At 42.7% G+C, this 21,567-nt stretch carries 20 protein-coding genes; 10 read left to right on the top strand and 10 right to left on the bottom strand.

The window, feature by feature from the left end; all coding sequences use genetic code 11:
• Nucleotides 1-59: 59 nt before the first annotated feature.
• Nucleotides 60-1,496: a PAS domain S-box protein gene (locus tag L6I86_RS27430; protein ID WP_236291617.1), complete on the top strand. Its 1,437-nt coding sequence runs from the start codon at nt 60-62 to the stop codon at nt 1,494-1,496.
• A 51-nt stretch (nt 1,497-1,547) separates the two neighbouring features.
• On the opposite strand, the gene L6I86_RS27435 is transcribed toward L6I86_RS27430, so the two are convergent.
• From L6I86_RS27435 to L6I86_RS27450, 4 genes are all read right to left on the bottom strand, one after another.
• Nucleotides 1,548-2,732, bottom strand: a complete 1,185-nt coding sequence (locus L6I86_RS27435) for an MFS transporter (RefSeq protein ID WP_236291618.1) — start codon at nt 2,730-2,732, stop codon at nt 1,548-1,550.
• A gap of 275 nt (nt 2,733-3,007) precedes the next feature.
• A complete protein-coding gene (locus L6I86_RS27440) occupies nt 3,008-3,373 on the bottom strand; it encodes a winged helix-turn-helix transcriptional regulator (RefSeq protein ID WP_236291619.1) in 366 nt (121 codons plus the stop codon).
• Nucleotides 3,374-3,415: 42 nt separating this feature from the next.
• Nucleotides 3,416-4,000, bottom strand: coding sequence for a TetR/AcrR family transcriptional regulator (locus L6I86_RS27445; RefSeq protein WP_236291620.1), 585 nt, complete (start codon nt 3,998-4,000; stop codon nt 3,416-3,418).
• Between the two features lie 4 nt (nt 4,001-4,004).
• Nucleotides 4,005-4,871 (bottom strand): alpha/beta fold hydrolase, encoded by an 867-nt coding sequence (locus L6I86_RS27450; protein WP_236291622.1) that lies wholly within the window; start codon nt 4,869-4,871, stop codon nt 4,005-4,007.
• Nucleotides 4,872-5,464: 593 nt separating this feature from the next.
• Here L6I86_RS27450 and L6I86_RS27455 point away from each other — a divergent pair.
• Nucleotides 5,465-5,899 carry a Ger(x)C family spore germination C-terminal domain-containing protein gene (locus tag L6I86_RS27455; RefSeq protein ID WP_236291625.1) on the top strand — a complete coding sequence of 145 codons (435 nt, stop codon included), beginning with the start codon at nt 5,465-5,467 and terminating at the stop codon, nt 5,897-5,899.
• Nucleotides 5,900-5,924: 25 nt separating this feature from the next.
• On the opposite strand, the gene L6I86_RS36040 is transcribed toward L6I86_RS27455, so the two are convergent.
• Nucleotides 5,925-6,101, bottom strand: a complete 177-nt coding sequence (locus L6I86_RS36040; protein WP_476739362.1) for a YczF family membrane protein — start codon at nt 6,099-6,101, stop codon at nt 5,925-5,927.
• Nucleotides 6,102-6,106: 5 nt separating this feature from the next.
• Nucleotides 6,107-6,925 carry a CPBP family intramembrane glutamic endopeptidase gene (locus tag L6I86_RS27460; protein ID WP_236291627.1) on the bottom strand — a complete coding sequence of 273 codons (819 nt, stop codon included), beginning with the start codon at nt 6,923-6,925 and terminating at the stop codon, nt 6,107-6,109.
• 195 nt (nt 6,926-7,120) lie between these two features.
• Between L6I86_RS27460 and L6I86_RS27465 the strand changes: the two genes are divergently transcribed.
• The 5 genes from L6I86_RS27465 to L6I86_RS27485 all read left to right on the top strand — a co-directional run bounded on the left by L6I86_RS27465 (nt 7,121) and on the right by L6I86_RS27485 (nt 15,132).
• Nucleotides 7,121-9,148, top strand: coding sequence for an MGH1-like glycoside hydrolase domain-containing protein (locus L6I86_RS27465; protein WP_236291629.1), 2,028 nt, complete (start codon nt 7,121-7,123; stop codon nt 9,146-9,148).
• A gap of 246 nt (nt 9,149-9,394) precedes the next feature.
• A complete protein-coding gene (locus L6I86_RS27470; RefSeq protein ID WP_420851938.1) occupies nt 9,395-10,252 on the top strand; it encodes an ABC transporter permease in 858 nt (285 codons plus the stop codon).
• 1 nt (nt 10,253) lies between these two features.
• Nucleotides 10,254-11,126, top strand: a complete 873-nt coding sequence (locus L6I86_RS27475; RefSeq protein ID WP_236291633.1) for a carbohydrate ABC transporter permease — start codon at nt 10,254-10,256, stop codon at nt 11,124-11,126.
• A 64-nt stretch (nt 11,127-11,190) separates the two neighbouring features.
• A complete protein-coding gene (locus L6I86_RS27480; RefSeq protein WP_236291635.1) occupies nt 11,191-12,738 on the top strand; it encodes an extracellular solute-binding protein in 1,548 nt (515 codons plus the stop codon).
• Between the two features lie 138 nt (nt 12,739-12,876).
• Nucleotides 12,877-15,132, top strand: a complete 2,256-nt coding sequence (locus L6I86_RS27485) for a helix-turn-helix domain-containing protein (RefSeq protein WP_236291637.1) — start codon at nt 12,877-12,879, stop codon at nt 15,130-15,132.
• Between the two features lie 78 nt (nt 15,133-15,210).
• Here the strand turns inward: L6I86_RS27485 and L6I86_RS27490 are convergent, their stop codons facing one another.
• Complete coding sequence (locus L6I86_RS27490) at nt 15,211-15,546, bottom strand: hypothetical protein (RefSeq protein ID WP_236291639.1); 336 nt, start codon at nt 15,544-15,546, stop codon at nt 15,211-15,213.
• Nucleotides 15,547-15,752: 206 nt separating this feature from the next.
• Here L6I86_RS27490 and L6I86_RS27495 point away from each other — a divergent pair, with 206 nt between their 5' ends.
• Nucleotides 15,753-16,088, top strand: coding sequence for a DUF1801 domain-containing protein (locus L6I86_RS27495; protein ID WP_236291640.1), 336 nt, complete (start codon nt 15,753-15,755; stop codon nt 16,086-16,088).
• A gap of 902 nt (nt 16,089-16,990) precedes the next feature.
• On the opposite strand, the gene L6I86_RS27500 is transcribed toward L6I86_RS27495, so the two are convergent.
• A complete protein-coding gene (locus tag L6I86_RS27500; RefSeq protein WP_236291642.1) occupies nt 16,991-17,644 on the bottom strand; it encodes a lysoplasmalogenase in 654 nt (217 codons plus the stop codon).
• Between the two features lie 347 nt (nt 17,645-17,991).
• On the opposite strand from L6I86_RS27500, the gene L6I86_RS27505 reads away from it, so the two are divergent.
• Nucleotides 17,992-18,654 (top strand): FusB/FusC family EF-G-binding protein, encoded by a 663-nt coding sequence (locus L6I86_RS27505; RefSeq protein WP_236291643.1) that lies wholly within the window; start codon nt 17,992-17,994, stop codon nt 18,652-18,654.
• A 110-nt stretch (nt 18,655-18,764) separates the two neighbouring features.
• On the opposite strand, the gene L6I86_RS27510 is transcribed toward L6I86_RS27505, so the two are convergent.
• Nucleotides 18,765-19,415, bottom strand: a complete 651-nt coding sequence (locus tag L6I86_RS27510) for a hypothetical protein (RefSeq protein ID WP_236291645.1) — start codon at nt 19,413-19,415, stop codon at nt 18,765-18,767.
• Nucleotides 19,416-19,627: 212 nt separating this feature from the next.
• Between L6I86_RS27510 and L6I86_RS27515 the strand changes: the two genes are divergently transcribed.
• Nucleotides 19,628-20,122 carry a hypothetical protein gene (locus L6I86_RS27515; RefSeq protein WP_236291646.1) on the top strand — a complete coding sequence of 165 codons (495 nt, stop codon included), beginning with the start codon at nt 19,628-19,630 and terminating at the stop codon, nt 20,120-20,122.
• A gap of 296 nt (nt 20,123-20,418) precedes the next feature.
• On the opposite strand, the gene L6I86_RS27520 is transcribed toward L6I86_RS27515, so the two are convergent.
• Nucleotides 20,419-20,673 carry a hypothetical protein gene (locus L6I86_RS27520; protein WP_236291647.1) on the bottom strand — a complete coding sequence of 85 codons (255 nt, stop codon included), beginning with the start codon at nt 20,671-20,673 and terminating at the stop codon, nt 20,419-20,421.
• Nucleotides 20,674-21,567 lie beyond the last annotated feature (894 nt).

A 21,567-nucleotide genomic window follows, 5' to 3' on the forward strand; every position in this document is an offset into this window, starting at 1 on the left:
GAATGAACTTAAACACGTTGCAATTCCTTGCAATGTAACTGCTTAATCGGAGGATTCAGATGTTATCTCATTTCAATGACCATAGTCTTTTTGTTCGTGCATTTGAGAAATCTTCAATTGGAATGGCTTTGATATCTTATGACGGAAGTTTTTTACAGATGAATCCATCTTTATGCAAAATGCTAGGGTATAGCGAAGGTGAATTACTAAATCTCGGTTTGACATCTGTCAGCCATCCTGAAGATTTAGAAGCGGATCTAGAAATATGCCGTAAATTGGTACAGGGTGAAATAGATGGCTATCACATAGAAAAAAGATATATTCATAAATCTGGGAGCCTATTGTGGGGGCTTTTAAATGTTACTGCAGAAAGGAACGAACAGGGAATTGAGGGTAATGACCTATTCATTTGCCAAATTGTAGATATAACAGAACAAAAAGAGAAGGAAGAAGAGTTCAAGAAGATTGAGGAACTGCACAATCTTATTTCTGAACATTCACAGGACGTTATTTTGCGTTTAACGCCAGACGGAATTATCTCATATGCCTCACCAGCTATCCGCCAACAGCTCGGATATGATCCAGATGAACTTATCGGAAAATATGCCTATGACTATTGGCATCAAGATGATAGGAACGGCGGCTGGTTACAGCAAGGTAATTCCGATCATTCAGATAGCAGAATATTTATATATCGTCTTCGGCATAAAAACGGTCATTATATTTGGCAAGAATCACACTCTAAAAAAATAAGAAATGCTGCTGGAGATGTTCAACATGTTATCAGTATGGGTCGTGATATTACAGAACGGATACATTCCGAAGAATTAATCCGCAGATCAGAGAAACTTTCATTAGTTGGCGAACTTGCAGCTGGGATCGCCCATGAAATTAGAAATCCTTTGACCAGTTTACGAGGATTTATGCAAATGTATGTGAAAGAGGATATAGATGGTAGAAAGAAATTACGTAATGAAGTCATGTTATCAGAAATTGATCGCATCAATGAAATTGTAAGTGAGCTTTTAGTGTTAGCTAAACCTTCAAATGAGGCATATGAGTTAAGGGATATGGTACAAATATTAAATAACGTTACAAGATTATTTGAAGGACAAGCAAATCTATATAACGTTCAAATAAAGCTAGAGTTAGATGACAATTTATCATCCATTCAGTGTCAACGCAGCATTAATCAAGTATTTATCAACGTGTTAAAGAATGCCATTGAATCCATGCCTAAAGGTGGAGAAGTGACAATACAAGCCAAGCAAATGAACGATAGCATATATATTCGAATTAAAGATAACGGGTATGGAATCCCGCAAGAGGAAATAACCAAGATTGGAAATCCTTTTTTTACTACAAAAGAAACAGGAACAGGGTTAGGATTAATGGTTTCAATGAGAATCATCCAAAATCATAATGGGACTATGCGAATCGAAAGTGAAGTAGGGAAAGGGACGATGGTAGAAGTTGTTTTGCCAGTCGTTACATAGCGATATGCTATTCCATGATGCGGTCATTCCAGCGAGTGATAGCTAATGCGGTTAAAGGTTATATCCTTTTTCCACTGAAATGGCTTGCGTCATTTTGCTCTTCTGGAAGGAGACAATCGCTGCAAGGAAAGCTATAAGTAATGCAACACTTGCGACCCACGGATTGTACAAGACCGTTGAATTTAATGTCGCAGCCATACCTCCCACGCTCGCACCGCTCGCAAGACCTATCTGCGTCACGGAAATGTTCAGACTTATGATGAGATTAGACGATTGCGGAGCCTTCGCGATAAAGTAGCTTTGCGTAGCCGGTCCCATAATGAACATCGATATGATCCACATGGATAAAAGGGCAATAGCAAGCGGGAACAAGTGGATAGCGAGAGGCAGCAGCAAAAGCGTAACAACATGAAAGATCATGCTAATGACCATGACCGGCACGCTTCCCCATTTGTCAACAGCGGAGCCGCCAATGCGGGAGCCGATTGCGCCGGCAATTCCGAATGAAAGCATGATGATCCCGATATCGGAAGCGCTCCTATGGAGAATTGTATCCAAAAATGAAGATAAATACGTGAACAGGATGGAGTTACCAGCTTCTCTGAACAGGACGAGAAGCAAAGCGGTCAGAATAACCGGATTCGCAAGTATGGTGAATTGCCGGCTGAACGAAACAGGAGCGTCTCCTTTGATTTCCGGTAGCATGAGCATCATGCCGATCATGATGATGAAGCTGCCAGCGGCTAGGAAGAGGAATATCATTTGCCAACTGAATATATGGGTCAGTGCAATTCCAATGGGTACCCCAAGAATCATAGCACTGCTGAAGCCGAGAATGATCGTGCCCATTGTGCTGCCGATTTTTTCAGGCGGGACCATTTTGGCTGCGGCGCTGAATGCGGCTACAAGCAAGACACCGGAGCTCATTCCCAGTATCATTCTGGATACGATCAGCAGTGTGAAACTGGAGCTGACGAATGAGACGAGATTGCCTACTATGAAAACAAACATGGCGAGAAGAAGCAGCTTCTTTCTTCCCATTCGTGCCGTCAGTGACACGATGACTGGCGTTCCAATAGCGAACGCGAGCGAATAGACGGTAATGAGCTGTCCGGCAAGAGCGACGGAGACATGTAATTGATCAGCTAACACATTCAGAATGCCAGCAATGACCAATTCAGAAGTAGCGGTGAAGAAAACAGCTATGGTTAGCATGTAAATGACTTTTCGATGCATAGAAATCATTCCCTTTCTCTCTTGTGTTCCAGCCTCAGGGGAGATAGCCCAAGAAGCTGTAGTGATTGTCTAAACACTTGGCCGCGTCCGGTGGAGTGAGTAATTCGATTATATTCGAGTTACTTTAATAAAGTAAGAACGCAAAGTATTTGGACGTAATCCAACTACCTGGATCAACTTACTTTAAGTAAGTTGATGTTTGTTTATCCATGACAAAAAAACCGCTAAGCAGTTATCCACTAAGCGGTTGATTTTATGCTGTTCTATTAAGATCTTCAGTCAGTAGGTTCCTGGGCTTGCATCGTATTCCCCCACTTCTGGACCCATTTGTCCATTTCCTTCAAAGCCAATTGAAAATCGGTGCCCTTCTCCGTCAACGAATACTCAACGTTTACCGGGATAGTAGGATAGACCTTGCGGTGCACGAGACCGTTTTTTTCCAAGTGTCTGAGAGTATCGGTGAGGGATTGGGTCTTGACGATGGAGAGGTTCCGCTGAAGCTGATTAAACCTCTGTGGTCCGTTAAGCAGTTCTTCAAGAACAAGGAAGGCCCATTTGGCGCCAAGAATCTGCAGTACCTCACAGATACTGGAACCGGCTTTCTCCTTGGAATTATTGTTATGACTGGCTTGTTCGTCCATCGGAATACTCCTCCTATAACAATATCCAATTATTATTTTGTATTATCTCTTTTCAACAAATCTCAATAGCGTATCCACTTGGGGAGTCACATATCCCTTGCCTAAAACCATCACACCGGAAAGGATTGTAAGGTAGCTTGCGATCAATTCCTCCAGATCCCCATCCGTGACTTCCCCTCTTTGTTGTCCTTCCTCAAATAAAGGCAGTAAACGTTTGACGTAAACATCTACCGGGTACTTTTGAATCAGCTGGCTGACTTCTTCAGGAACCTCTTCAAAATTCCGTGCCCGATGGAGCAGCATAAAATATGGAGCTCCGCTCTCATCGAGCATGCCTTGTGTTAGGATTTTAATTTTTTCGATCGGAGATCCCGTCAATTGGCTCAAATTGTCCATTTCTTGCATCGAAGCTTCGATTGCTTCGCGGACCAGGGAGGTGAAAAGTTCTTCCTTCGTTTTAAAATAATGGTAGAATAGCCCATGGCTCACACCTGCTTCTGCGGTTATCATGCTGATTTTCGTGCCTGGAAGGCCGCGCTGGGCAAAAATTTTGACTGCAGCCGATGTAATCTGCTGTTTGCGTTCTTCGTAAATTTTATGAAGTTGGTCTTCCTTTAAACGCGGCATCTATTCAATCTCCTTCGGAAATAAGAAAAAAGTTGGTAAGCAGGTTCACTATCTGGTCAGGCCCACCGTCATTCTCTGGACCAAAATGGTCCAGTTTGTTCACGGTTTCCAATGTCGACATTGCAATCGTTCGGTTTAATTCCTTCATCATTTCTTTCGTAGAGTCTGAGCTCTTGCCCCCTTGAATCAACAACATATCAGCATGGATACTGTTGTAATTCAGATAAGAAGAAGAGAGCCGCTGCACCTCACGGTGCTCAAGTAAATTTTGCGGAAGTAATTGGGCGGTTTTACTCCAATGGTTTCCGCGTACCATGAGCCTCAAGATGAGTTTTGCATACCAATAGGGGAGCCGGGTTAAAGGGGTATGGCCCATCCCTCTTACGAAATGTGCAAATGCCCCAAGTCGATCATTCTTGAGCATCGCTTGCTCGTAACGCAGCATCCAAGCGTCGTCCATCGGATTAATCAGCACGCCAGGTTCATACAAAGCTACTTTGGTGATTGAAGCGTCCATTCTAGCCAGCTCTAGAGAGACAAGCCCACCATAACTATGTCCAATCAAATAATCGGCGCCTGTCGCTTCTCGAATGGCTTGAACATCTTCACATTCTTTATTCATAGCATACTCTAGACCTTGAGGACCACTCAAGCCCCTGCCTCTTCGATCCATGAGGTGAACGGTAAAACAGTGAGAGAGAGCAATGGCTAAGCGTGTATAATCATTCGAATCCCTTAATGCCCCATGAACAAGTATGATCCCAGGACCTTTGCCGATCGATTTGTATCCAATCCGTGTTCGGTCACTCGACAGGATCTCGCACTGGTGAAACAGGCTTCGTTTATTTGAAAAATCTTTTGAGGTTGGCATATTTGATGACCTCCTTTTGATTGACTGTGTCAGTCAATTAAAATATATTACATGAAGCCATTGTCTGTCAATGGCTTCTCTGGAGGAGGACATGCGTTAGATCTCTTTTATTTCTAAAGATCAAGCCTTAGGGGAGCATGCGAGATGTTACGGAGGATTGACTTATGCAATGGCTGATTATAGATTAGAACGATCATTTGATCTAATGTGAACGGAAGTAAGCAGAACATGTTCAACGTTGCATCTGATCATCGACCGGGAGTTGAATATCGAGCTTCGGCTCATCGAACAAGGCGGCTCATCTGGCGTATTATAAGTAGCGGCCGATCCTAGTGGATCAGTCTCTTTTTTTAATACATTAGAAAGTAGTATAAGTTTTCTAGTTCCCGAAAATCGTAATCTATGTGATTAAAAATGTATTCACTCCACCTATTCTCACTATCCCCTTGGCTCAGAAGCACATGTTATAGCACGATCGTCAGGGAATTGTAACCAAAAGGTTACGGACATGAGAGCCGTTATTTGATGAGGATAGCAGGGATTCGAAATTCTAACGGACTCCACGGTTGTTATTCGGTCCATTGCAATACCTTTTGGCACACAAATTAGACAATAATGCCTCTGGTGTCCTTTATAAATCAAAAATGCCCCATTTCAGACAAATAAAGGCTGTCATGTCCGTTAGAAATATCAACAGCGGACGTCCCATATTCCATATCAGAATAGATGAAGAAGGGGGCGTGAACGAGGCTCACTGTCCGATTGACCTAAGTAAACGTGAAGAGATCATTAAACTTCAAAAGCAATGGGTAGAAGTGACAAAAAATGAAGTTCTGGCAGCCGCAACGGTAGCTCAAAAAATGAAGAGTGATATATTCGGATTTGGCGGGGAGTTAAGTCGTAGTAAAAAGAAAGTATGGAAGGACATCAAAGGGAATTGGCCTGAAATGTTTGCTGAAGGAAAAATTGAGGTTCAGGTAGATGCATTTATTCGGCGAACAGGGATGAGAAGCAAATCTGAATTTTAGAAAGAGTAAGTCGAGTTGTTTAAGTTTAGTTGGAATTACGAAGGGGATTTGCTTTACTTCGACGTTTCATGGCCGTTACTAGCGGAGGAAGAATCGGGCTTATCAACAGCATAGTAATAAACACATATTCTCCCGTTGTTGCCACAGAAAACGATTCTTTAAGAACATTAATCGCTTCATAAAACTTCAATCCTGTAAGCACATCCGTTAAAATGAAATTTGAATGTTCGCTTTGCGTCTGCGGGTTAACATCAGAGCTAAATATGTACCATAGAGCAAATAACAGATATTCAGCACAGAAACAACAAACACTTTATTCTCAGTTATTGTTGTATTCGTCAACTGGGCCATTGCGTCAAACATAAAATGAAAAATGATTAACGGGAGAATGCGAGCCGTCATTTCAATTAGCAAGGCTAAAATGAGTCCGATGAGAAATGCATTTATGATCTGAAGTAAAATCGACAACCAGTCCCGACCATTTAGAGCATTGGCCATATGGAGGATACCAAAAAAAATGGAAGAAAACAGGATGTAAAACAGAGAACCTTTATCCTTCAACCTTTCCCAAATGATCCCTCGGAAGATAGACTCTTCGGTATACCCTACCACAAGTGAGAATAGGACAATAAGGACAACCTTGCCTAAAGACAGTTCGAAGTTTAATCCACCAATCACAGGTTGAACGAAAACAATGATACAGAGCGGAACATAGTATAGCGCCGCTTTATTGTCCCCTCCTGCCAGCCGCTTAAAGCCGAAAATGGCCATCGTCCTGTCTTTCTTTCGCATATACAGGGTAACAGCCATCGCCATGATGATGAATGCGCACCCTTGGGCAACCATTATGCCTGTATCTCCCAAGCTTTGCACGGTAGCTACAGCTGATGCTACAGAAATCAATAGGGTCAGCACAATGCCGAGGAAGATCGAGAATAGAATTGGCCTACCTTTGGAAGGTAGATCAGACTTTATAACCATGCCACGTAAATGGATAAAAATGGAATATACAATCAACAAAGGCATGCACTTTTTCTATCCATCCCTGCAGAAAATGACAACGAAATAACAGTTGATGATTACTTTACGCTTGTTTAGTCAGTCTCTTCGGCTCTGAAACTAAGAACCAACAGAATGAATATCGACGGAAACATCGTACGCTCTTTAAGATGAGGATGTCGATGCACGACGGACTGCACATGGAAAAGGATAGGTGAAACCATGAATTATCAATTGAATGACTTTGCATTTGATTTGCGAGCCAGTGTGGCTCCAGCTAATCACTTATGGGTATGTAGCGGATATAGTACTGTTGCTCCAATAGCAGGTACGGTGACTGGCGTCAGCGGTTTATTCTCTCCACCGTTTGGCGCACAAGATATGGAAGTACTGCTTGATTTAATGGCAGACGGACATCGTATTAGCGATACAGGTAACAAGGGGAAAGGGGATTGCGGTCTATTGTATTCAGGTGCTGAATGGCGGCCGGACCGAATCGAACGGACAGGAACGTACCACTACTTCGTGGAAGAACGCCTGATTTCACTCTCCGTACGAAGCTCACTTGTTCCGCTTGCGGATCGTGCTGGATTTGTCTTAACGGTAAGAGTTATTAACCGCACAGACCGCAGTATCGAGCTGGACATCCTTCCGAGAGTTACGCCAGGCCGTCCTGGCATCCAATCCCTGAACGATTGGGATTTCGGCCATCCTTCTATGGGCGCGGAGGTGCACGAAGTCGAAGCTGGCATATGGGAGAACGATGATGTAAGGGTTACTTTTTTACAAGAGGCAAGGGAACCTGCGCTTATTGTACCTGGGCAAGAGGCGGTGTACCGTTTGGCTATCCTGCTGACGAAGGCTCAAGAATCCGTATGCTTGGATGAAAATTTAACGGCATGTGAACGGCGTGCATACGAGGTCTGGGAGGACCGAATTCAGCGTTACTGCGGGTCTATTCCCAAGTTGACCAGCGACATTCCCGGTCTTGAAGATTACTACAGACGTTCGCTTGTCAGCGGTCTGATCTGTCTATGGGAGCATCCTGAATTTGCCATGCAGCCTTTCCCAGTTGTAGCCGGGATGGAAGGCGCCGGAATTTGCTGTTATCCGTGGGATACCGGAGGTTATGCAGCTCGGATGCTAGGACTGATGCTGGGCAGTAATAAAGTGATCGAGCTGGCGCACATGATGGCGCGAAGCGGTATTGAGCGGCATTCGAGATTCGCTCCTAGCGGTCTAGGGAAGGATGTTCCGTATTCGTACAGCCTATGGTCCTTCTTCAATTTGGTCTGTTGCAATGTAACACAGTATGGTGAAGGTTTGGAACTATACGATTTAATGAGAAATTTGCTGCTTCACGATGAAGAACGGCTGCCGGCCTGGGGCGAATTGCTGGATTACGGCAAGCAGCACAATCTGCTCGAAATGAGGAGCGCCGCTCATGAGCATGTCGTATCCAGCCCGAACGCCGAAAGAGCATGGTGTTATGATCGTTTGGCCGACATGGCAGAACGTCTTGGACATGCCGAATGCGAAACATGGCGAGATAAGGCCAGCCGTATCCGTGCGGCGATTCGGGATCACTTATGGGATCCAGAAAACGGATGGTTTCTTTGCATGTACCCGAACGGGCACGTAGAGCGGGTGTACACGATTCAAGCATTCGATACATTAAGAATGGGGGTTTGCAATGCGGATATGACCAAGGCTTTACTGACGCATTTGAATGACGGAGCTTTTCTTGGGCCTTACGGTGTAAGCAGTATATCTGCCGAAGATACGCTGCATTATGAATTGAATGACCCTGACTGGTCTGGCGGAGGCAGCTATACCGGTGAGAGCCCGACACTCGCGCTTACGTTGTGGGAACAGGGGCAGCCCGCGTTAGCTTGGGATGTCCTGAAGCGATTGTTCTGGATGGGCAAGCATTTGCCTTATTTCCCACAGGAGCACTATAGCGACCGACCTGCCGTTCCGAGCCATAAGCGCGGCAACATCATAGCTGGTCTCACAGGCACCGAAGCACTGGTGTTTGGCATGGCGGGCATCAAACCGAAGTTGGATGGAACGCTAGAAATATGTCCGCAGCCACCGCATGAAGGAAGTGTCTCGATTTCTGGATATCGTTATCGCGACCAACAGATTGACGTCCACATGAAGCCGGACCATTGCACGATTGTACGTAATGGAGAGCCCGTATATAGCGGTGTTCCTTGCGCATTTAGCTTACCAAAGGATAGCAGATGACAATGGCAGGGAAGAAAATGAATATCAGTAGGAACAAGCAACGAAATGAATATCGACGGAAACAACATGTGGCAATTAACATGAAGGCAGTGAACGATTGTTGGAGGATGTGACTGACCTATGAATAGAACAACAGTCCAGAGAAAGCGTGTGCTGACGCAGGCGACTTCAGTGGGTACATCGTACAAACCTGGATATCTGAAGCAGCTATGGTTAGATATCAATAAAGAAAAACTGCTGTACTGTATGCTGATTCCAGGCCTTTTATTTTTCGTCTTCTTTAAGTATTTGCCGATGCTGGGTGTGGTCATTGCCTTTCAGGATTATCAACCTTTTGCGGGGATCTTAAAAAGTCATTGGGTCGGCCTGCAGCACTTTCAGCGTTTTTTCACGAATCCGGATTTTTGGAAGCTATTCAGAAATACGCTCGTGCTGGCTGTTTATAATCTGCTCTTTTTCTTTCCGCTGCCTATTATTTTAGCTCTGATGCTGAATGAGGTTCGGAAGGAGTTTTTCAAAAGATTCGTGCAAACCATTATTTATATCCCGCACTTTATATCGTGGGTCGTTGTTGCAGGGTTGACGTACACCTTGTTTACAACGGAGGGCGGTATTGTGAATGAAGCTCTCGCTTACATGGGCGGAGATAAGATTAATTTCTTGTTAAGTAAAGATTGGTTCCGTTCGATGATTACATCGCAAGTTATCTGGAAGGAAACCGGCTGGGGAACGATTATTTTCTTAGCGGCACTTTCAGGAGTCGATCAGCAACTTTATGAAGCTGCACGCATGGATGGAGCTAATCGGTGGCACCAACTTTGGCATATTACGTTACCCGCCATCCAAACGACGATTGTTTTGTTGCTTATTTTAAGACTAGGCAGCTTCTTGGACACTGGCTTCGAGCAAATTTTCCTCATGTTGAATTCCGGAAACCGGGAAGTAGCTGAAGTGTTTGATACGTACGTGTATACGTCCGGTCTAGTGAATGCGCAATTCAGTTACAGTACGGCGGTGGGACTGTTTAAATCTCTCGTAAGCCTGATTCTGGTCGTTTCTGCAAATGCCATGGCAAAGAAATACGGCGAGGAAGGGGTTTATTAGCATGAGAGATCGTACCATAAGCAGCAAAGTCTTCGATGCAGTCAATTATTTGATGCTTTTTATCGTTGCGGTAATTACGGTGCTGCCGTTCATTTATGTTGTATCTGGTTCACTCGTAGCGTCGGAAGAGCTGCTTATCAAAAAAGTTGTGCTATTTCCTACGAAGTTTTCGTTGGATGCTTACAGATTCATTTTTTCCACCAAAATTATTTACACAAGCCTATTCATCACCATATTCATTACCGTTGTCGGAACGCTGATCAATTTGCTGCTTACTACGCTGATGGCCTATCCGTTAGCACGCAAGACATTGCGCGGCCGGGGTAAATTCATGCTGTTAATCGTCATAACGATGCTCTTCAGCGGAGGTATGATCCCCACGTTCCTCGTTGTCAAAAGCTTTGGATTACTGGATACGTACTGGTCCCTATGGATCCCTTCGGCGATCAGCGCGTTCAATCTGATTTTATTGAAAAACTTTTTCCAACAACTGCCTGAGGGTTTGGAAGAATCAGCGAAAATGGATGGCTGCAATGATATGCAGATTTTGTACAAAATCGTTATTCCGTTATCCTTACCGGCTATGGCCACGTTCGCGCTATTTTATGCGGTGGGGCATTGGAATTCCTATTTTACTGCCATTATGTACATCAATGATGCGAAAATGTGGCCCATTCAAGTGTGGCTGCGCCAAATCGTTCTTCTATCGGCAGGTGGTTTTACAGATGCCAGTGCAGCTTCGGAAATAGCAGCTCCGCCTCAGAGCATCAAGTACGCGGTTATCGTCGTAGCGGCTGTTCCGATATTACTCTTGTACCCATTCTTGCAGAAACATTTCGCCAAGGGAGTTTTGTTAGGTTCGGTTAAAGGATAGACGGTCAAGACTGGCAAGATCGTCTTTCTTTCTATACAATAAAATGAAATAACGGAGGGTTTGTATGCGAAAAACAAAGGGTCAATTGAAAACAGGGTTAGCTGTTACTTGCACGACAGTCATGATGGCATCCGTATTAGCGGCTTGCGGAGGTGGGGATCCTGTAAGTGACACTACAAAGAATACCCCTGCTAGTACTAGTACCGCTCAAAAGCAGATCAAATTCAGCATGATGTCTCCTTTCTATGGACAACAGCCGCCGGCAACAGATGATACGAACGCTGCTTTTAAGGCCATTCAGGAGCAGACCAATAGCAAGATGGATATTACGTTCGTCCCTGGTGCGTCCTATAATGATAAGCTGAATGTGACGATCGCCTCAGGCAATCTCCCACAAGCGATGGTCGTCTTAGACACCAAGAATTCGGCGATTATCAATGCTGTTCGTTCCGGCGCTTTCTGGGAAATCGGGCCGTATCTCAAAGATTTTCCGAAAATCAGTAAGTATTGGAATGAGAAAATCGCTAACAATATCTCCGTAGATGGTAAAATATATGGGCTATACCGTGACCGTCCTTTTGCCAGAAAAGGTATCATCTTCCGCCAAGACTGGCTCGATAACCTTGGGTTGCAGCAGCCCAAAACAGTAGATGACCTCTATAACGTTGCGAAAGCATTCACATTGAATGACCCGGATAAGAACGGTAAGAATGATACCTACGGTCTGACTTTGACTGATGATAATTTGATCACCGATGCGAGTCTTGTCCTTGTTACTGCGTTAGGCGGCTTTAATCAGTGGGGCGTGCAGGACGGCAAGGTGATACCTGATTTTATGACCAAAGAATATATGGATTCGCTCAAGCTGCTCAAAAAAATGTATGACGAGAAGCTGATTAATCAGGACTTCGGCGCCATCAAAGGAACTAAGTTGCATGAAAACATCAACTCAGGCAAAGCCGGTATCTATCTTGCAAGCATTGATGATGCACCTAATAAACATGCTGATCTGTACAAATTGAATCCGAAGGCCAAGATGGATTTCGTCATTGGGCTGCAAGGGCCGAAGGGAGTTAAACTGCCTGCGAATTCAGGCTATTCGGGCGTGTTCATGTTTCCTAAATCCAGTGTGAAGACAGAAGCGGAACTGAAGGATATTTTAACTTACTTCGAGAAAAATCTGCAGGACGATGTATTGAAAACGTTTGCGTGGGGTGTGGAAGGCGTTCATTATAAAACAGAGAACGGTAATCCTGTGTTCACCAATGAGCAGTTGTACAAAGACCAAGTTGGTGACTTAGGGCAGCTTCGTATCGCACCTTCAACTTTGGCGTGGCCGACAGAACCCGATATGGGGAAAAAAGTGAAAAAGCTTTATGAAGAAGGAATGCCGAATGCTGTGCCAAGTGTCATTGAGCCGTTTCTTTCCCCGACGAAAACTCAACTGGGCTCGGAGCTCGATAAGCTGATCAACGATGCTCGTGTTCGTTTCATCATGGGTGAGGTTGATGAGGCAGGCTTTAATAAGGTCAAGGATGAGTGGAGCAAAAAAGGCGGCGATAAAATCATCGAGGAATTTACAGCCGAGTATAAAAAAGCTCAACAAAAATAATAGTTTTGCAAAGCGGCGCTTCTTCCCTGTCTATAATCGGAAAGAAGCGCCGCAATTATTGACATTTTCGTGGAATTGCTGATAAAAGTAAAGAACCGATGAAGTTATGGTTAGTACAAGAACAGCGGGGGCTTGTTTATGAAATTACGTGCGTCTACCTTTTTATCCAAGCTCATATGGTTTACACTGCTGCTCGCGACGATTCCTGTCATGGTATTGGGGGCTTTTTCCTATTATCAAGCTTCAGATGCGGTGCAAACTAAGGTCAATGAGAGCAATCAGCAAATGCTGAAACAGACCGAATCACAAATTGAACAGTTGCTGAGGCTGATTGATTACTCGGCTATTCAATATATGAATCAACCGGTAGTTATCGACGCTCTTAAGGGAGAATTGGCTGGTACGGACGGATACGTTCAGAAAGTGAAGAGTCTGCTCGAATCGATGAGTAAGCTGCAAAGCAATGAGCTCGGGACGATGGGCATGGAACTCATAAGCATAGCGGGCAAATGGTCCATTAACGATACGGGTTTGTCCATGCTGGAAACGAAGGCTATGGCAAGTTATGCGGGATGGGTGAATGATCCAAGAACGTCATTTTGGTCCACAAGTTCTACCGGAATGAAACTCATTAAGAAAATCCCAGCGTATTCCCCTAACCCATCGGGGCTGCTGATCATGTCGATTCCGATTTATGATGTCAATAGTTTAATTAACAAGGATACCGCTATGGGCAACGTTCTGCTGCTGGACGATCAAGAAGTTGTCTTCGCCGGCAATGCCGCTAATCTGATTGGCAAACCGTTTCAAGAACTAGCGATCGGGAATGAACCCATACCTGCTGCGGAGCAAGGCTTCTACACAACCCGTTCGGAACGGGAGCGTGTCGGGATCAGTTATCGGAAGTCCGATTATAACGGTTGGATGTATGTATCAGTGGTGTCCATTGATGAGCTAAACAAGGAGTCGCAGGGCATAGGGTGGTTCACCCTGTATATTTGTCTTGGTATCTTATTGTTAGCTCTACTGATTTCTTATCTAGGTTCAAGGAAGATGTATAAACCGATTCGGAAGTTGTATGAAGTCGTGCGCAATTCTCCTGAAACCGTCGGCACCGAAGGGGCCATGGATGAATTCGAATTTATCAATGAGCGTTTTCGAGGGTTGATGCAAAGGGAGTCAAGTCTATTACAAGAGGTTATGGGACAGTCCCATCAAATGAGGGAATATTTTGTTTTCAAGCTTTTTCAGAGCGACATGGCGAGAACCGAGGCTCAGGATAAGCTGGAAGCCTTCGGTCATCCGACGGAATGGAACAGCATGTGTGTGATGACAATCCAGATTGATACATTATCCAATACGCGTTTTGAAGAGCAGGATCAGGATTTACTGCTTTTTGCTATTAACAATATCGTTTCCGAACTTATTACACCTGAGCAGAGGCTGCCACCCGTCGTTATGGGAGACTCCCAGGTTACTTTGCTTGGAGGCGCGGAAACAGATCCCAAGCTGTTCAAGAATCTTCTCGACATAGCTGCACATCAAATCATGCAGATGATCAAACTTTATCTAGAGTTGAAAGTCAGCATTGGCTTTAGTCATACATTTAACGACATTAAGCAAATTCGTCATGCCTATGGAGAATCGTTGCAAGCTTTGAAGTACCGCATGAACCTGGGGGAAGAATCGATCCTGTTCATTGAGGATGTACAGCCAGAAAAGAGCATGCAGTTGAGTTATCCAGATACCGCAGAGCGGCAGCTGTTGGACGCCTTAAAACTCGCGGATCGAGAGCAGGCTACGAGCTGTCTTCACCAATTCATAACGACGCTTGCTGTCGATGAGCGAACGCATGAAGAATATTTCATGTCCTTCGTCCGTCTTCTGGTGCAAATGCTACAAGCAGTTAAGGATGCAGGCGTGTTGCCTAAACATTTATACTCCGATGAGCAAACCTTATTCATACAACTGTTTCAATTGAAAACAGTGAGTGAGGTGGAACGGTGGTTTCTTGATGTGGTCATGCTTCCGTTTCTAATTCACTTGGAACATAAGCTAGATGCGCAGTATCAGAGCATTTCCAGTCAAATTATTCATATGATAGAGACTGGCTTCGATACCGATCTTTCCCTAGAGGTGTGCGCACGCCGTATGAATTACAGCCCGAATTATTTGACCAAAGTATTCCGCAAGGAAACAGGTGTTAATTTCAGCGATTACTTATCGGAGTATCGGATGAAGATGGCCAAACAATGGCTGTTAGAAACGGATATGAAAATTTCCGAGATCGCGGAGAAGTTGAAGTACAATACGCCTGCCAATTTTATTCGATATTTCCGCAAGTTGGAGGGAACGACGCCAGGTCAGTATCGTGATAGCTTTTTAAAGAAATAAACGGAAAGAGAAGGGCTTGCCTTGCGGCGGCCGATTGGCAGCCCTTTTTGTTCTAACTAGGCAGTTTTACTTAACCTACTACCAGTTAAATTTACCATAAAATATTAATTCACCGTTCCCCGCAGGTAGGTCATATACGCCATATATTGCAATCATAGGAGGGGATTCAATATAAGTTTTTGATAACGTGGAATAAACTTTGATCTCAATTGTATCACCGGCTGCTAAAGCGTCCTCTTTCGTTTCCCAATAACTTATGGCACCGAACTCATTCGTTATATCTTCTCCCAGAAATGTAATACCTTTAAATCCCTTTAGTGATCGATGGACCAAGTAAGTTTTCTCAGCCCATTGCTCTGCGAATGAGATGGGGGTATCAGGTTTTAATCTAAACATACTTAATCTAGCGTACATTAGGAATCTCCACCTTATACAGTCAATATTAAGATTTTATGCTAGATCAGTTCCAAAAGTGTATGTTTAATTATTGAATTTGAGTAACATAATAGACGATCCCAAGTTTGCTGAAGTAACAGGTAGTTTACAGCGTTGACGGGAATATTCTAGCAACAGTATACTTTAAAGTGAGTAAAATATTACCAATTGGAGGGATTTAAAGAATGAATCAGGAAGTTACGGCCTACATAGAAAATCTACCGAAGTGGCAAGCCGATATCAGTTCGACCCTGCGGAACATGGTTCATGAGACGATTTCGGAAGCCGAAGAACGCATTCAGTACAAAAAACCACACTTTCTGAAAAATGGACATTATGCAGCAGTAATTTCGCCTTCCAAAGACGCGATTGCATTTATGATCATGAATGCAAACGGAATTGACTTTCCGAAAGAATTCGATGGGCCTGCTGAACGAAAGTGGATTAAATTAAAGGAAGGAAGCACTCCGGATCTCTTAACTTTGTCCGGGCTTCTGAAGCAAGCCTCAATCACGCTATAAATTCGACCGTAGAAACGGTTAGATGAGAGAGCGAGCATAACACGGGGTATTCTCGTCCTTTCAAGGATGGAGAATACCCCTTTTTTGTCTAAATTGAGAGACAATTGAAAAAGCATGGCCTACTAAGCGGGGTGTCACGATGGGGCAAGTAAGATATCTGGGAGAATTATAACATAAGTCCAAGCCAATATATTAACCAAATCATACACTGTTACTATCTTGAGATTAAGAGGGTGATAGGGATGGGATTTATATTTAACCGGAATGTTAGAGTTACTTTTTTCTCGGGTTTTAACTTTACTGGAAGAAATTTAACATTTAGAAGAGGCGTGGCAGTTTCAAATCTGGGATTATTCGGTTTTAACAATATCATCTCCAGTTTCCGGCTAAGAAATGTTGTATTTCCTAGTCAAGTTACGTTAATACTGTTTTCAGGGCGTAATTTTACAGGGAATTTTCGGATTTTTCGTGGTAGCCAGAACATTGCAGACTTACGAGCGTTCAACTTTAACAATGTAACCTCGTCGTTTATTCTGGTTGGATTCCGGATAAGTACTACTCAGATACGTAACATTCAACGCACAGGCACAATGCCAAGCGACATTTCCGTATTATAGGCTAAAAGGACGCTGAAAAGCGCCCTTTTTTTTCTTGAGGTTTTTCTTGAATGAAGTGTAGGTTAGACTGAAAATAGACGCAAAGAGTATGAAATCAATCAACCGATGACCGCTTAGAATGGTAGAATTGATTATCGTTAGTTATGAAATGAGGGTTTGTATTGCATTTTGAATGGAGTACAGCAATTTTTCAACTGATATCAGTCGCAATCGTTATTTTAATTGTTTTATTGATTTTCAAATTAGTCAGAAAAAATAAATCACAATAACAATGTTAGATTAAACTCAGGGGTGCACTTTCATTTCTCTTTGTTCAGGAAGAGTTGCGCTGCGAGCGATAATGAACTGGGCGCTGTAATAGGTTGTCATGATCAAGAGATCCGCATAGGAAATTGGGGAGACGAACAGGTTCCAGGACAGGATAGAATCCGAAATCAAGAACAGAAAACTGCCGACAATCGCCCCTCGATTACTAGTCATAATCGCAGACCAGCCCATTAGCGAGATAACGACAATGTAAAATAGCACAGGTACCACAAGACCAGCGTTATTTTGCTCCATGAGCGAGATTACTAACTCTCTGCCCATTATGAAGGAATAAATGGCGATAGGTACGATCGAAGAGAAGCGCAACCAAGAGAAACGCCATTGGACGAGAAAACCTGCGGTGTAAAACAAATGACCGATTAGGAAAGCAGCAAGCCCAAGAACGAACCAATACATAATTAGTCCATCGCCAAGCATGCCGAAGAATAAACCGGTTAACATCAACCCATGTACGCATTTTTTGGCTGAAGGCATATGCGAGTATGCATAATACAAAATCAGCCACATCGGAATTAATTTGAAAAAGAATTTGAATGCTTGAGGTTCAGGTCGAATTTCAAAAATATAAAGCGCGCTCGTAAGCAGTATAGCAATCGGTAACCACCGTTTCATCGTAAAGATCTCTCTTTCATGTAGAAATAACCATTCAAATAGAAATAGTATATGGGTATTTTTTATGTTTGTAAACGCTTTATTTTCATATATGTACTGGGATTTATTCCAATGGGCACAACACTTGCGGGTAGAGTAGGAACTCCCTTATAATTTAAGTCTATAAGGGAGGCGGTAAATATGGCAAATCATTTTGCCGGAATAAGAAGCGACTCATGCAGAGCCTTTCATTAGGGCGATCTTTGCATGGGGTGATTCGTTTATGGTGATCGCCCGAGAAAAATCGTTTCTAATTATGGGGCTTTGCAGCTTATTTTATTTTCAATAAAAATAAGGGGCTGAAAGCTATGAGTCAACCATTCATTAGAAACCATCAATACAACGAGATTAAGAAGCTGATCGGTCAGTTACAAAGTGCCTGTAACTCCGTCTCCAATTTGAAAGTGGTCGAAGCGGTTCGCAATGATACAGAAGTCAAGATAAGCGAATTGTTTGCGGATGTAACCGACCTGCAAAAACAATGGCTTGTGAACCTGAAACAGCTACAAACCACTGCGGACTTTCAGCGATATCTGCATGCCTTGGAGCCTTATTTAGCAGAGGAATATGCGCATGTGACGGACAATCAAATTAAGAAACTTTTCCCTAAGAACAAGAAATTGAAAATACCCGATCTTACAGGTATCACTTATAGATTCGCGACATACCTGGGCTGGACCGATATTGCAACGAATAAATTATTCATTGTTTATGATCTGAACGGGAAGCTAATCGGCATTGAAGGGAAGTACACGCCGACTAATAAGAATGGCGTTTGCTTTGTGTGCAATCGGCATACTGAGGTCGCGCTATTCACTGCTGTGACCAAGTGGAAACCGGAAGGTGCATCGCCCGATTATTACAGGGCCATAGGTAATTATTTGTGCGTGAATAGCGAGGTTTGCAACAAGAACATAACGGATGTCGCAGTATTGGAGAAATTCATTCATGGTGTGTATGTCGGTCCGTAACGGCCGCGAAGCATGGTTATTATGCCTGTTATTCATAAGACGATATCAGCAAATAAAGACAAAACCACTCCTGCCAAGGGAGTGGTTTCTTTAGGAGAGATATTCAACCGTTATGTCGGCAAACAGCTAATGAGGCAAACCGCCTGTGCACTCAAACATATCGGCGTGCATAAGACAGCGAAGATGCCGCATGCAGCCTTGCAAGAATTTGCAATACGATAACATCTTGCATTGCATTCGGGATCAGCGGTCGCACCTTTGCCTCTCCGCGGAGCTAGCTTTTTTAATACTCGCTCAAGCTTAGCAAATAGTCGTTTAAGGGCAAGTTGGAGCGATTTATCGATACTGATCTTTAATGTTGTGCCGTCTTTGAATCTTATTTTTTTGGTATGCGTACAAGAGCAACCACATTGACAACCGCTTTCAAGTCTAACGGGAATGATTGCTTTCTTATTAATGAATCCTCTAGCAGTGATATTGTTGCTCTTATCTTGGAGAATAATGTTGGCACTGGAGACACCGTTCACTTGTTTACCAAAGGAAGCAGTGAGTCTGCTGCTTGTACGATTCAGAGATTGTATTTTGAATGTTACTAAGTTACCTGCATTCTGCGTGATATTTAGGAAGATGTCGGAGACACCTCTACTGGCGTTTAAAACCAATTCGATATTAGCGCTTAAGATGCCTTCTTGCTTGGATTTTATGCTTGCTGTTGCAAAAAGGGTGGTTGTTCCGTTGACTGTCCGTAGCAGTCCGGGCATAGCTATCACTCCCTCAATTCGATTGGTCTGTTCTCTCACAATATATGTGGAACCAAAAGACTCGGTGTGGGTGAATAGCTAGAAAGCCTAGCCACGTATAGCAATAGGATCAGACTTCCAAGGAAAGCAAGAACCTCCAATACGCTAACATACATACACTGTCATAAGTTGGAATACATTACATTAATCAGCGGTGTTGAGGAGGGGTAGCGTTGAGATATACAGTGCAATATATACCTCTAAGTAAGATTAAGCAGGAAAGTACCAATATGAAGACCTCGCCACGTAAGAAGGAGTTAAAAAAAGTGGCACAGGACCTTATGCAATTACTAATTGTGCAAAAAAGTAAGAAAGATGGTGGCTATATTATCCAAGATGGACACCATCATTTCGCATTCCTCAAAAAGCACACAAATAAAAATCAGGCTGTGTGTCTCGTAGATGAAAGCAAACTTTCAGCTAACTTTGGAAATCTTGTTAATCGGTTTCGAAAACGACAACTGCCTTATGAAGTTCCCTACCTAAAACCAAACCGGTTTGAAATCAACAGTTGGACGATTATTCGTAAATTTTTAAAGCAAGAACCACGTTTCCGAACGCTATCACGAAGACAGCAATTAAAGGTCATTCGGCTTGGTATTCAATATAGGAAAACAACGGTGCAATCTATGCAAGCCAAAGTAGAAGACATGTTAAAAAGACGCTAGCTGATTCAAACCCGCAGAAAAGAGTAAATATTTGTTACATGATTGAAATCTTATTTTCATCTGGTATTAATCATTCAGGATTATAATAAAAGACGACCCCCTTTTAAAATATAAATCTTTAGACCCGCAGCCCGTTGCTGTGGGTCTCTTTTTTTGCTTTTAAACGAACGGGCAGCATTATTCTAAGGTTTGAGAGAATTACCAAACTTATTAAGTAGATAATGCGGGGGCGATTTTACTGGAGATTCAAGCTGTTTTTATTGATCGTGATGGAATACTAGGCGGGAACGGTCACTTCATTCATCCTCGAGACTTTGAGTTATTTTTCCTCTATCTTCTTCTTCTCCATAATAAATTTTACCAAAATCTGGATACTTTCCTTTTCCAGCAAAATCACGGTAATTATAACCTACTTTCATCGGCCTTTTCACACTTCCGCCGCTTTTATAGACACCTGTAGCAAACTTAGTTTTTTCCATTTTAATAACCGTATACTCAAGCCTACCTTTTGCAAAATTGTGGCCATCATCATGACCACTTGATGCTTCCACTACTTCTTTTTTAGTTCCTTCAAAAACTCATCTTGCGTTTCATTCGTATTTTTTCCACCGACATGTTGAAGTGTAAAATTATTAAACGAGTTGCTAGCGGAATGGGAAGCGTTACTTTTAGACTGCTGTTGAAACATATGTATATCACCCAAAACAAATGGCATTATACTCTATAACCCACCGATAATTCCATAATATAACAATGAATACTAAGTAGTATTTTTATCGTTATTGATTGAACTAACGGGCAGTATTGTTCAATCACCTATCGAATAATTCACAAATGATAAATTTGCGAAAATCATATTAATAAGAGGTGATTGTTTGTCTCTCAATGAATTAATAATCGATGACATATTCAAAATTACGGCTACGTTCTAACTTGTGTTATTAATAATCCGAATGCTACCATTAAAATCGGAAATACATTCAGAAATAAAGGAAATGCTACTCAAGAAATTCAAATCAAAGGTATAGAAATGATAAATTATGGGAGCAATTTTAAGAACAGACGCCCAGACATAATTGGAATATTAGTGGAAATATCTGATGAAGAGGCTTTAGAAATTAAAGGGAAAACATTCATAGTGCTGAACTAACACAGAACTATAGTTGAATAACAAAAGGTCAGTTTGTTTCATCAGACTGACCTTTTGTTAATACGTTTATTCTTCTTTATATATTCTAAGATTATGAGTATGGAATTGGAATTATCTTTTACTAAGAAATTGACAATTTGCCTCACGTACCGTTCTCCAATAGTGCTTAATACAATTTCTTCATCATGAGATTGAATTATTACATTCTTACCTGTAAATGATTTCATATTTAAGAAATGATGTAATTGATATCAGATCATAATAATTCATGGAAGCCTAAACGACGAGATTTCGA

It is taken from the genome of Paenibacillus allorhizoplanae (genome assembly GCF_927798215.1).
In the GTDB taxonomy this organism is placed as follows: domain Bacteria; phylum Bacillota; class Bacilli; order Paenibacillales; family NBRC-103111; genus Paenibacillus_E; species Paenibacillus_E allorhizoplanae.